Below are 12,235 nucleotides of genomic sequence, written 5' to 3' on the forward strand. Positions count from 1 at the left end.
GGTTACGGGTGTCTTCGGAAACGGATTAAGGCAAACAATTCAATTCATTAATGAGGTTAGCGGGATTTCCGCGACAACGGAAGGCGCTCCTCACGATATTGCAGATAGTCCGAACCGACATCAACCGGCGCTGAAGCGCCCACCTGGAGATTGACGATGAAGACCCTTCTCATGTCCGCCCTGATGCTCTCGACCGCCATGCTGGGCGCCGCCCCGGCCTCCGCCGCGACGACCCTGCCGGCGGGCACCATCAAGAACATCGTTCTCGTGCATGGCGCCTTCGTGGACGAGTCGAGTTGGGATGGCGTCGCCGCCATCCTCAAAGCCAAGGGCTACACGGTCACGGCCGTCAAGAACCCCCTGACCTCGCTGGCCGACGATGTCGCCGCCACCAACGCCGCGATCGACGCACAGGACGGGCCGGTGGTCCTGGTGGGCCATTCCTGGGGCGGCGTCGTGATCGGCGAGGCCGGCGACAACGCCAAGGTCAAAGCGCTTGTCTACGTCTCGGCCTTCGCTCCCGAAAAGGGCGAAAGCGTTTCGGCCTTGGCGGCGAGCGGGCCGGCCACGCCGGGCACCGCGGCGATCCGTCCCGACAGCAAGGGCTATCTGACGATCGACCCGGCCGTGTTCCCGGCCGCCGTCGCCGGCGACCTGCCCAAGGCAATCGGCGAGCATCTGGCGGCTCACCAGATGCCGATCAACCACACCGCCTTCGATGCACCCGCTACCGTCGCGGCATGGCACGACAAGCCGAGCTGGTACGTGCTCAGCACCAAGGACCTCGTTCTCGACCCACATGCCCAGGAATTCTTCGCCGGGCGCATCAAGGCCAAGGTGACGAAGGTCGACGGCAGCCACGCTTCCCTGGCCTCCCATGCCGCCGAGGTCGCCGCGGTCATCGAGACTGCGGCCGCTGCCAAATAACTGCAGCAACCAATGCCGCCGCCGGGAGGCAACGTCGCGCTCCCGGCGGTGGCTCAGGTTGGAAGCCAGCTCCAGTTGTTCAAAAAACGAACATTTTCAACGCATCGATGCTCATTCCGTTGGTCGACAGCGTTCTGATGCCAGAGCATTCGATAACCCTGTCGGAACTCAAATGTCCCGATAGCGCCAGCCGATCGCTGTTCCGGCAATCCCGCAGTGCCCTCCGTTCGGTCTCCCCTGAACGCCAGATAAACACCCCCTTCAGCATCCATTCCCCCTCGCCTCTCTAGAACGAACCTCATCGACAGCGCGGCTCCGGCCGCAATCAAGGAGAGGTTCCATGATCCGTTCGTTCGTGCTCGGCGCCGCCATCGCTGCTGGGGTTGCCTTTGCTGCCGCGCCGGCTTTCGCCAATGACCTCCGCATCGAGCAGTATGGCTGGGCGAATTCTTCCGGCGGCGCCCAGAACGGCTGGCAGAACCGCATCCGCGTCTATCAGGACGGCCGCTTCAACGGCGCGACGGCGCAGCAATATGGCGCGCGCAATCTCTCGGCGATCGGCCAGGAAGGCACGGGGAATTCCGGCGCCACTTACCAACTGGGCAACCGCAATGTCGCGGGTATCGGCCAGTTCGGCTCCGGCCACACCGCTATCCTGACGCAGGACGGCAATGGCAACATCGCCGCCGGCGTGCAGGTCGGCCATGGTTGCGCCGCAGACGTCAACCAGGGCGGCAGCGGCAATGTCGCGGCCTTCGTCCAGGCCTGCCCTTAAGCCCCGGCTCCTGAACGCCAAGGGGCCGGCAGACTGCGCCGGCCCGCCCGCTCTATTCCACCATTCCGGTTGAAAGACGAGGAGACCAGCCATGAAGACAGGAACAATCGCGATCGCGGCCGCGATGACGCTCAGCGCGATGGCAGCCGGCGCGGCGGTGGCGGCGGCGGGCCGGGGCGGCGGCGGAGCGGCGGCTGGGCCGCTTGCCTGTTCGATCGGCCAGAGCCGTTCCGGCGGGCAGATCCTCCTTGAGCCAAGCGTCCGCGCGGCACGCGCCACGGATGGCAGCTACAGCCTCCGCGTCAGCGGCGGCGGTGGCGGCAATGCGTCGGCCATCCGGCAGGGCGGCGATTTCTCGCTCGCGGCGGGAGAAACGGTTCGGCTCGGCAGCCTCAGCCTCAGCGGTGACGCCGCCACCTATGCCGTGACGCTCGACATCACAGCCGGCGCGGCCAGCACGCGTTGCACCGCCGTCATTGGCGGCTGATCGCCGCCGAACCTTGCAATCGCTTTTCCAAAGGACATCGCGCCATGCTTTCCGCCCTGAAGACCATCGCCAGCGTCGTTGCCCTCTCCGGCGCGATCGCCCTGCCCGCCGCGCCGGCGCTTGCCGGCGGCGCGATCGGCTTCACGCTTGCCCCGCGCACGGCCGAGGACGCCCGCGCCATGGATTTTGGCCTCCGCGCCTATGCGCTCTATAACGGGCTGCGCGACGCAGGAGCGCACATCGACCAGCGCGGCCAGAACAACGCCGCCGGCGTCGCGCAGCAGGGCGCTGGCAATGTCGGTGTCGTCACCCAGCGCGGCGACGGCCATGCGGCGACATTGCAGCAGGCCGGCAACGGCAATTCCTACGGCATCTTCCAATTCGGCCGGAACACCGACACCCGCATCGCGCAAGACGGCGATGGCAATACGGGCGCGGCGTTAACCTTCGGCTGGTGAGCCCGGGGGTCGGCGGCGCGGCGCTCATACCGGCGGCGGGAAGTGAGCGCAGCCGGGCCGTGTCCGAAAGCTCAGCAATTTGAAACACTTCGACATCAAATCCAGTGTTACCTCTGCCGCATTGAAACGTTCATCGCACGGGGGCTCATCGCCAATTTGAATTTCGGCTCTGGCTGGGCCGCGGTTCGACCTCGAAATGGAGGCCTTATGAAAAAACGACTTTTGACGGGCGCTGTCCTTGCCTTCGCCCTCGTCGCCACGCCTGTCCTGGCTCAGACGCCGAGAGAGCCCGCGCCGCAAAGCCAGGCGAAACCCGAGGTTGGCGCGCCGTCCAAGGCTCAGACCAAGGACTCCAAAACACACGCCAACGCCAAGTCGCACGCCAAGTCGAAATGCCGGTTGAACGGGAAGCGCTGCCCGGAATCCAAGGCCCGAGCCTCGAAGGCCAGAGGCGCCGAAAATCGCGGTTCCAAGACACACGGCTCCAAAGCGCCGACCTCCAGGAACCCTGCTCCCAACGCCCCCGAGAACCGGTGACCCGATGACGACACCACGCCCCAACTGGACCGCAAAGTTCATCATCGCGCTGGCGACCCTGACGATTGCTGCCTCGCCGGTCCTGGCCCAGACGCCCCCGGGCGACGCGTCGCCGCCGATTGACCAGCGCGACACGCGGCCGCCCAATAGCCAGCCTCACAAGCCGCAGCCCAAGAAAGCTTACAAGCAGCAGCGCAAGAAGTGCCGCGTTCCGCCGCCGCCTGGGCAAAAGGGCTGCGGCAAGCCGCATCGCGCTCACCCAGCGCCCCGCCCGCATGACGGGCCGCCGCCGAGCCCGGCACCGTGAGGCCAGCCTGACCAAACGAAGGGCAGCCAGCCGATAGGTCGGCTGCCCTTCGTACCGCAGCAACGAAGTTCAATCGCAGGAGACGGTGATTGTTCAGGTGTCTTCTAGTTGCCGTGCTGATGCTGGCGGCATGGCCCGCAAGCGTCGCGCTTTCGGCGGATGATTCCACCTTCGAGACGAGCATGCGGCCTGCCGATCGTGGAAGTGGCTATTCGATCTATAGCAGCCTGCCGCTCACATCCGGCAAGCAATATACAGTCTCCTGCAACTGCGCCGACTTTTCGCTCGACCAGAAGACCTGCGCCAACAAGACCTATAGTTGCTATTGCGTGCCGAAAGCTGTGCTGACCTGCCAATAGATCTTTGCCGAGGTGCTGGCGGAACGGGCGCTCACGCCATGACGTCTCCGCCATTCACATTCAGCGTCGCGCCGAGGAAATAGCTGCCCTCGTCGCTGGCGAGCAGCAGCGCCGCGCCGGTGATCTCGTCGACGCGGCCGAAGCGGCCGATCGGCAGGCCGGCGGAAATGCGGGCGCGGATGTCGTCCGGCACGCCTGCGCTCATCGGCGTCTCGATGATGCCCGGCGCGATGGCGTTGACCGTCACGCCCTCGCGGCCGACCTCATGCGCCAAGGCCTTGGTGAATCCGATCAGCCCGGCTTTGGCAGCGACGTAATGCGTCAGCTCCGGCCCGCCCTTCAGCGCCAGTTGCGAGGCGATGTTGATGATGCGGCCAAAGCCGCGCGCGCGCATCGCCGGCAGCACGGCCTGGACTGAGAGGAACGCGCCGCGGAGATTGACGCCCATGACGCGGTCCCATTCCCCGGCGGTCATCGCGGCGATCGGCACATCGCGCAGCACGCCGGCATTGTTCACGAGGATATCGACCGGTCCGAGCGCCTGAACGGCCTCGGCAAAGGCTGCATGGACCGACGCCTCGTCCGAGACGTCGCAGGCGACGGCCGCCGCGCGTCCCCCGGCGGCGATGATCTCTGTTGCCACGCGCGCCGCGGCCGCCGCGTCGCGGTCGAGCACGGCGACGGCCGCGCCCTCTTCGGCGAAGCGGAGCGCGATGCCGCGGCCAATGCCACTCGCCGCGCCGGTGACGGCGGCGACGCGCCCTGCAAGCTTGTCCATGTCGATATCCTCAGGCCGCCGTCCAGCCGCCGTCGATCACCTGCAGCGCGCCGGTGATGTTGCGCGCCGCATCGGTGGTGAGGAACAGCGCCAGCGCCGCGATCTCGTCAACGGTGACGAATTGCCGGGTCGGCTGAGCGGCAAGCAGCACGTCGCGCTTCACCTGCTCCTCGGTCAGCCCGCGCGCCGCCATCGTCGCGGGGATCTGCTTCTCGACCAGCGGCGTCCAGACATAGCCGGGCGAGATCGCGTTCACCGTGATGCCGCTTTCGGCGACCTCGAGGGCCACGGTCTTGGTGAGCCCGGCAATGCCGTGCTTCGCCGCGACATAAGCGGATTTATAGGGCGAGGCGACGAGCGCATGCGCCGAGGCGGTCGAGACGATGCGGCCCCAGCCCTTCTTCTTCATCTGCGGGATGACGAGCCGCATGGCATGGAAGGCGGCCGAGAGATTGAGCGCGATGATGAGGTTCCACTTGTCGACCGGAAACTCATGCACCGGCGCGACATGCTGCACGCCCGCATTGTTGACGAGGAGGTCGATCGCGCCGAATTCGGCCTCGACCTCGGCCACCATCGCCTCGATCGCGGCGACGTCCGTCATGTCGGTCGCGTGATAGCGCACCTCGACATCATGCTCGCCGGCGAGCGTTTTGCGCATCGCCTCGATCTCGTCGGCATCGCCGAAACCGTTGAGCACGACATGCGCGCCGGCCTTGGCATAGGCGCGCGCGATGGCGAGGCCGATGCCGGAGGTCGAGCCGGTGACCAGCGCCGTCTTGCCGCGAAGGTGACGTTCGTTCGACATGGCGAGTACTCCGCGCGACAAGAGGGGTGAGAAGCGGCGCGCCAGCGACTATATTGCAGAGAGGCTGGCGCCGGCGTGAACATGACCGGAAGGCATGGTAGAACGCGACGCTCCAGCATGGGAAGATGGCCCGCGACGACGAGCGGGCAAAATCGGGATCGCGCAATGAACGAGGCGACGACCGGCGAGACGGCAGGCACGGCGACGCCGCATGAGCATGGCGAGCACGACCATGGCCATTGCGAGCGCGACGCGATCGCCCATGCCGAGGCGGTGTCGGCGGCCTCGGGCCTCCGCTTCACCGACCAGCGCCGCAAGGTTCTCGCCGCGCTTGCCGAAAGCCATGTGCCGGCCAGCGCCTATGACGTCATTGACCGCCTCGCCCGCGAGGGGCCGCGCCCGGCGCCGGTCAGCGTCTATCGCGCGCTCGATTTCCTCGTCGAGAACGGCTTCGCCCACCGCATCGAGAGCCGCAACGCCTATATCGCCTGCACGCGCAGCCAGCGTGTCGGGACCAGTGATTCCAGCCACGGCCATGGCGCCGCGACGGTGTTCCTGCTTTGCGAGGCCTGCGGCGCCGCCGCCGAAGCCTCGTCCGAGGCGCTGACCGTCGCGCTCGATGCGCTCACCGAGGCCGCCTCCTTCGCGCCGCGCGCGCCCGTCATCGAGATCCGCGGCCTCTGCGCCCGCTGCCGGGCGAATGCCTGATGCGCATCGCCTGCTTCGCCTTCGCCCCTCTCTCCCTTTGCGGGACGCTTTGCTGATGAACCTCGTCGCTCCCCTCGCCGGTTTCGCCATTCCGGATTTTCCCGCCGGCCCGCTGCCGCGCCGCCAGGCCGTCTCCGTCCGCGTCGGCAAGGTCGATGTCGGCGGCGAAGCGCCCGTCGTCGTCCAGTCGATGACCAACACCGACACCGCCGATATCGACGCGACGGTGGCGCAGGTGGCGAGCCTCGCCATCGCCGGCTCGGAGCTGGTGCGCATCACGGTCGATCGCGACGAGGCCGCCGCCGCCGTGCCATATATCAAGGAAAAGCTGCTGCGCCGGCGCATCGACGTGCCGCTCATCGGCGACTTTCACTATATCGGCCACAAGCTGCTGACCGATCACCCGGCCTGCGCCGAGGCGCTCGACAAATACCGCATCAATCCCGGCAATGTCGGCTTCGGCGAAAAGCGCGACCGCCAGTTCGGCACGCTGATCGAGCTGGCGATCCGCTACGACAAGCCCGTGCGCATCGGCGTCAACTGGGGCTCGCTCGACCAGGAATTGCTGACGACGCTGATGGACGCCAATGCCGCCTCGGCCGCGCCCGTTTCGGCCAATGCCGTGATGCGCGAGGCGATCGTGCGCTCGGCCGTGCTCTCGGCCGCCCGCGCCGAAGAGATCGGCCTCGCGCGCGAAAAGATCATCCTGTCGGCCAAGGTCTCGAATGTGCAGGACCTCATCGCCGTCTATCGCGATCTCGCCCGCCGCAGCCCGCATGCGCTGCATCTCGGCCTCACCGAGGCCGGCATGGGCTCGAAGGGCATCGTCGCCTCCTCGGCCGCGATGGGCATCCTCTTGCAGGAGGGCATCGGCGATACGATCCGCGTCTCGCTGACACCCGAGCCGAATGGCGATCGCACACGCGAAGTCCAGGTGGCGCAGGAACTCTTGCAGACCATGGGCTTCCGCGCCTTCCTACCCGTCGTCGCCGCCTGCCCCGGCTGCGGCCGCACCACCTCGACCGTGTTCCAGGAACTCGCCAAGACGATCGAGGAAGACCTCCGCAAGGCGATGCCGCAGTGGCGCGAACGCTATCCCGGCGTCGAGCAATTGAAGGTCGCCGTCATGGGCTGCATCGTCAACGGCCCCGGCGAATCGAAGCACGCCGATATCGGCATCTCCCTCCCCGGCACCGGCGAAACCCCCACCGCCCCGGTCTTCATCGACGGCAAGAAAGCCGCAACCCTGCGCGGCCCAGCCATCGCCGAGGATTTCCGCCAGATGGTGGCGGCCTATGTCGAGCAGCGGTTCGGCAGCTGACGCGCATCGCCACGACGCCCCGATGCGCATCGCCGTCACCGGAACGCATGGCAGCGGCAAGACCACGCTGATCGAGGATTTCGTCGCCACCCATCCGGCCTATGAGGCCGTCGCCGAACCCTATTGGCGACTGGCCGAGCGCGGCATCGCCTTCAGCGCCAAGCCCACCGTCGCCGATTTCGAGGCGCAACTCGCCGAGAGCTGCCGGCTGATCCTCGACGAAGCCCGCGGCGAGAATGTCATCTTCGACCGCTGCCCGCTCGATTTCCTCGCCTATCTCGACATCGTCAGCACCGACGAAGGCTTCGAATGGCTGCCGCAAGGCAGACTGCTCACCCGCATCACCCGCGCCGTTGAGACCCTCGACCGCATCATCTTCATCCCACTCACCCAGCCCGACGAAATCCCGACCACCATCGAACACCCCATCCTTCGCCGCCGCGTGGATGCGCGGCTGAAGGCGATGATCCGGGGGGATGAGTTCGGGGTTTTGGCGGGAGGGGCGCGGGTCGCGGAGGTGACGGGGACGCGGGAGGAGCGCGTGGAAAGGATGGCGGCCGAGGCTGCGTCGACGCGAAAGCCTTGAGAGGTAGAGAAGCCGGTCGTTACCCTGAAGCCAGAACGGCGAACCAAGAATCTGACGAGTAGCGCTCCGGCCTGGGACGCGCGGCGCTGGCGATTGTCGAGGCGTTCAAGCGGATGGTGGCGGAGTGTGTGGAGCGCTGGTTTGGTGAGTCGTCCAGCATACGGTTTGCAGCTCTGATCTACACCGAATTCGGCGTAGCAGCTTCCACTTCGTCAGTGCATTCTTTGACTTATGAGCATACCGATTAATTCGAACCGTCGGCCCAAGACCATCTGGCATCGCGGCCCTGATCTTTTCCCGCGTTCAACACTGGCTTCGACTTCTATCCGCTGCCGTGTCGGCGTCTCTCAACGACATAGCCGTTGGCACCGGAGAAAGAATGCGTTTGGAGATGAGCTCACGTCTGGCGGACGCTAAACAACAGGGCTACCCTCCAAGGAATCAGAAAATAGGTTCGCCCAATGCCGACGGAAATCGATTCAGCATCACAACTTCCTGAAGCATCCGATGCCGGCATTCAGGCTGCGTTTGACGAGACATTTCCGCGACCACAAAATATCGAAATTAGCTTCTTCTCGCACAAGACCCGCCGTTCGACCTTACTGATAGGCAACGCCTCTCCAGAGAATAATATGAAGGCGCGGCGAGTCTGGCTCGATTTTGATTTTGTGGAGGTCATTTACGTTACAGAAATAATTGTGCATGCTAAAGAATACGAGGGTTATCATGGGATGGAGCTGAGCTATGCTCCATATCTCAGCGATAATGAACAGAAGACTTTTACAGATTATTTCAAAGACGGCCAGTTTAGGTTTTCAGTAAATGACTTTACCAAGGGGTTTGGTCTCCGCCCTACCGAATCCCTTTTCAAGTCAGCCGAACTCCTAAAGGTCGAAGTTTTCGGTGTCGAAAGGCAGCACATCGCCGGCATCATCAGGTTTGTCGACAGCATTGAGGCAGAGAAGGCCTCTGCAATTTCTGAATTCGAACGTTACTTTTTGAAAGCGCTTAAGACTTACGAAGAGATTCAGGAAAGCAAGGCAGAATTGGACAGGACTGAGAAGGAGCTCGAGGAAAGACGCACCGAACTGTCCGATCTTGACACTCAAATCCAATCCAGTGCAGCTGTTCACAAAAAATCCATCGAAGATATTGACGTGGCCGCAACGGTAGCAAAAGAGCAATCTAGTCGTGCAGATAATATTCAGCAGTCTATTGAAAAGATGACTGGGGAGAGGCGGATACTGACCGATTCAATCGTAGATGAGGAGCGGAAATTGGCGGAGATTAAGGCCAACATAAATTTATTCCCAACAGATCTTAATGGCTATGTCCGCCAAGGTGCCCGCAACGTCCGCTTGTATGCCGCACTCTGCATAATTCCGCTTTTAATTATCGTTTGTGTAACATTACGCCTTTTCAGCAATTCAGAACGTCTTTTGGATACGATATCTCAATTGCAAGGGATAAACATATTTGATTTTCTGTTATCAAGATTGCCTTATGTATCTGTTTCTTTGACTGTATTAGCGATATGCTATACGATCGTTAAGTATATGATATTTGAGGTTATTTCAATCAATCGCAGGAGGCAGGAACTATATAAAATAAGTATTATTTCTCAAGACGTTTCTTATGCGTCTCAGGACAATCTTGACCTCTCTGTTGAGGAAAAGTACGAGCTTCGTACGCAGACGAAAATGGAGCTACTTAAGGAGCATTTACGACAAAATGTGGGTGACGAGTACGTATATGCACCCAAGCGAGCATTCTTGGAGCATTTGCAGCGCTTCCCTCGAAGAAAGACTCTGACAGAGACAGGCGGCGAATCGGACCAACCGCTCTAGTATATTTGCGCGAGTGAGGATAATTATTTAATTGAGTTAGTTGGGATTCTGCCCCTTCTCTATTACGCTTCCAGCGGCCGATCAGCAGAGCCGAATGACATCTCGATCTATCAGTATTTACCCCCACTCGACAGCATCGCCACCTTCGTTTCAGCCGGCATCCTGTTGTCTAGGTCGATCATGTCCTGCCTGAGCAGGCCGATAAAGCCGGCGGCGACGCCCCCCCTGCCGATCGCAGCCGACGGACCTCGCGTAGATCGTCTGGAAGCCCTCCTGACGACAATCACTCCGGATACGTCTCACCCCCACCAGCCACATCCTGATGAAACAGAATAAACGCCAGCGGATTACCCGGTTCGGCCATTGCGTCGCTGCGCTGGCCTGTCACCACGCCTGAGACGCCGCTTTTATATTCCGCGACGACTTCGCCAAAGCTGTTGCGCTGGAGGGCGAGTTTCTGGCCGGGCTGCACCCTTTCGTTGAGCTTGACCAGATGCTCGACAAGGCCGCCCTCGGTGGCGAGGATCGGGAAGGCGCTGTTGCCGGTGAAGACGTTCACGTCCTTGCCCGTCCGCCCCATCGGGCCCGCCACGATGCCATGGTGCTTGAGGACGTTCATCGTGCCTTCGACGAAGAGCGCGATCATTTCGAGATCAAGCACGCGGGCGGCGCCGATCTCCGGCGTGAAGGCCGGGATTCCCTCGTCCATGAAGGCATTGTGCAGCACGCCCGGATAGACGTGATTGTCGTAGATCTGGTCGACGGGATAGAGCTCGATCATCGCCTTGACCGCCGGCACATCCAGGCCGCCGATATTGAAGGCCGCAACCTCGAAGCCGGTCGTCCCGGTATGAAAATCGATCGCGGCATCGGCGTTCGGCCGCAGCAAGCGGTTGAACAGCAGCCCGGCATGCCGGCTCGGGGCGGTCAGTCCGTTCTCGTTGCCGGGCCATTCCCGGTTGAGGTCGATCAGGTCGGCGCCGCGGCCGGCATTCGGCCATCGGCGCTGCATGCCCTCCATGGCCGCGCGGGCGATGTCCGTGACGGCCATCACCGTGCCCGACATATCCGCCGGATCGAGCTGGTTCATCACGGTCTGCACCGTGTGGACGGAACTCATCTCGTCGCCATGCACGCCGCTGGTCAGGACGACGCGCTTGCCCGGCTTCGTGCCCCTGGCGACGATGACGGACACATACCAGTGCTGGCCGGTCGGCATCTCGACGCCCTGGAAATAAAGGAGATGCTTCCGCCCCGGCTCGAGATCGTCGACATCGAGGGCGCTGACGACCTTGCGCCCCTCTATGACATCGCCCGTATAAACAGTCGCGCCGGATGCGGGCGGCGCGGCGGCGGCCGCCGGACCCGCCGCGTGGGCGGAAGGCGCCGTGGCCGCGAGCCCGGCCGAGGCGCCGATCGTTGCGACCGAGGCGATCAGGAAGTCGCGGCGACCAAGGCCCTCATCGACTTTGCTAGCCATGGCGCTGATCCCTTCGCTGTGACCGGGCGTCGCCCGAACAGTCCCGGCCGGTCCTGTCCGCCGCAAAAGGCGGGCAAGGCCGCTGCCTCGCCCATGTCGCGCGTCGCTAGGACGGCAGCATCACGACTTTCGTGCCCACCGGCGTCTTGTCGTAGAGGTCGATCATGTCCTGCGTGAGCAGGCCGGTGCAGCCCGAGGTGACGCCCTTGCCGATCGATTCCGGATGGATCGTCGCGTAGATCGTGTAGAGCGTGTAGACGCCGTCTTGGTAGAGATAGAGCGTGCGGGCGCCGAGCGGGTTGCCGAGGCCGCCGGGCATGCCCTTGGCATATTTGGCCGCTTCCGGCTGGCGCGCGATCATTTCCTTCGGCGGCGTCCAGGTTGCCCATTCGCCCTTGCGGCCGACAATGACGTCGCCGTTCCAGCGGAAGCCGTCACGGCCGACATTGGCGCCATAGCGCGTCGCCATGCCGCCCTCCTCGACCCGGTAGACATAGAAGTTCTTCGGATCGATGATGATCGTGCCCGGCGCTTCCTTGGTCTCGTAGCGCACGGTGCGGCGGTAATATTTCGGATCGACCTTCTGGATGGCGACCGCCGGTACGGGGAATTTCTCGTTCGGCAGCGGGCCATAGACGCGCTGCGCCTCGGCAAGGCTCATGCCGCCGGTGACGCAGCCGGCGAGCGAAACGGCAGCAAAGCTCGCGCCCGCGCCGATGAGGAAGGAGCGGCGGCTGACGAAGCCGGCCGGGCGCCGTGAGACGCTGTCCATGGTGCCGGCAGCGGCAGTCAGGCCGTGGATGTTCATGCGTAGGGACCTTCCGAATCGTGCGAGCCGGCGGGAGAATTACTTCAAA

At 63.5% G+C, this 12,235-nt stretch carries 14 protein-coding genes; 10 read left to right on the top strand and 4 right to left on the bottom strand.

Features of this window, described 5'->3' with window-relative positions; genetic code table 11:
- The first annotated feature begins 156 nt into the window (after window positions 1-156).
- From BUB39_RS18320 to BUB39_RS18345, 6 genes are all read left to right on the top strand, one after another.
- Window positions 157-927: an alpha/beta fold hydrolase gene (locus tag BUB39_RS18320; RefSeq protein ID WP_073056324.1), complete on the top strand. Its 771-nt coding sequence runs from the start codon at window positions 157-159 to the stop codon at window positions 925-927.
- Between the two features lie 340 nt (window positions 928-1,267).
- The gene (locus tag BUB39_RS18325; protein ID WP_073056326.1) at window positions 1,268-1,702 is read left to right on the top strand and encodes a curlin; all 435 of its coding nucleotides are present in this window, start codon (window positions 1,268-1,270) and stop codon (window positions 1,700-1,702) included.
- Between the two features lie 91 nt (window positions 1,703-1,793).
- Window positions 1,794-2,189, top strand: coding sequence for a curli-like amyloid fiber formation chaperone CsgH (gene csgH, locus BUB39_RS18330; RefSeq protein ID WP_073056339.1), 396 nt, complete (start codon window positions 1,794-1,796; stop codon window positions 2,187-2,189).
- Between the two features lie 44 nt (window positions 2,190-2,233).
- Window positions 2,234-2,647 (top strand): curlin, encoded by a 414-nt coding sequence (locus BUB39_RS18335; protein ID WP_073056341.1) that lies wholly within the window; start codon window positions 2,234-2,236, stop codon window positions 2,645-2,647.
- Window positions 2,648-3,188: 541 nt separating this feature from the next.
- On the top strand, window positions 3,189-3,491 hold the full coding sequence (locus BUB39_RS18340; RefSeq protein WP_073056344.1) for a hypothetical protein: 303 nt from the start codon (window positions 3,189-3,191) through the stop codon (window positions 3,489-3,491).
- Between the two features lie 89 nt (window positions 3,492-3,580).
- Entirely contained in the window at window positions 3,581-3,850 is a 270-nt protein-coding gene (locus BUB39_RS18345) for a hypothetical protein (protein WP_139251532.1), read from the top strand.
- 31 nt (window positions 3,851-3,881) lie between these two features.
- Here the strand turns inward: BUB39_RS18345 and BUB39_RS18350 are convergent, their stop codons facing one another.
- The gene (locus BUB39_RS18350) at window positions 3,882-4,628 is read right to left on the bottom strand and encodes an SDR family NAD(P)-dependent oxidoreductase (RefSeq protein WP_073056347.1); all 747 of its coding nucleotides are present in this window, start codon (window positions 4,626-4,628) and stop codon (window positions 3,882-3,884) included.
- A 10-nt stretch (window positions 4,629-4,638) separates the two neighbouring features.
- On the bottom strand, window positions 4,639-5,436 hold the full coding sequence (locus tag BUB39_RS18355) for a 3-hydroxybutyrate dehydrogenase (protein ID WP_073056349.1): 798 nt from the start codon (window positions 5,434-5,436) through the stop codon (window positions 4,639-4,641).
- A 165-nt stretch (window positions 5,437-5,601) separates the two neighbouring features.
- On the opposite strand from BUB39_RS18355, the gene BUB39_RS18360 reads away from it, so the two are divergent.
- The 4 genes from BUB39_RS18360 to BUB39_RS18375 all read left to right on the top strand — a co-directional run bounded on the left by BUB39_RS18360 (window position 5,602) and on the right by BUB39_RS18375 (window position 9,898).
- On the top strand, window positions 5,602-6,144 hold the full coding sequence (locus BUB39_RS18360; protein ID WP_073056351.1) for a Fur family transcriptional regulator: 543 nt from the start codon (window positions 5,602-5,604) through the stop codon (window positions 6,142-6,144).
- 55 nt (window positions 6,145-6,199) lie between these two features.
- On the top strand, window positions 6,200-7,465 hold the full coding sequence (ispG, locus tag BUB39_RS18365) for a flavodoxin-dependent (E)-4-hydroxy-3-methylbut-2-enyl-diphosphate synthase (protein WP_073056891.1): 1,266 nt from the start codon (window positions 6,200-6,202) through the stop codon (window positions 7,463-7,465).
- Between the two features lie 22 nt (window positions 7,466-7,487).
- A complete protein-coding gene (locus tag BUB39_RS18370) occupies window positions 7,488-8,051 on the top strand; it encodes an AAA family ATPase (RefSeq protein ID WP_073056894.1) in 564 nt (187 codons plus the stop codon).
- 461 nt (window positions 8,052-8,512) lie between these two features.
- Entirely contained in the window at window positions 8,513-9,898 is a 1,386-nt protein-coding gene (locus tag BUB39_RS18375; protein WP_139251534.1) for a hypothetical protein, read from the top strand.
- A gap of 283 nt (window positions 9,899-10,181) precedes the next feature.
- Here BUB39_RS18375 and BUB39_RS18380 read toward each other — a convergent pair whose 3' ends face one another.
- Both BUB39_RS18380 and BUB39_RS18385 read right to left on the bottom strand, forming a co-directional pair.
- The gene (locus tag BUB39_RS18380) at window positions 10,182-11,378 is read right to left on the bottom strand and encodes a M14 family metallopeptidase (RefSeq protein ID WP_073056355.1); all 1,197 of its coding nucleotides are present in this window, start codon (window positions 11,376-11,378) and stop codon (window positions 10,182-10,184) included.
- Between the two features lie 106 nt (window positions 11,379-11,484).
- Complete coding sequence (locus tag BUB39_RS18385; protein ID WP_073056357.1) at window positions 11,485-12,186, bottom strand: L,D-transpeptidase; 702 nt, start codon at window positions 12,184-12,186, stop codon at window positions 11,485-11,487.
- Window positions 12,187-12,235 lie beyond the last annotated feature (49 nt).

It is taken from the genome of Kaistia soli DSM 19436, assembly GCF_900129325.1.
Classification (GTDB): domain Bacteria; phylum Pseudomonadota; class Alphaproteobacteria; order Rhizobiales; family Kaistiaceae; genus Kaistia; species Kaistia soli.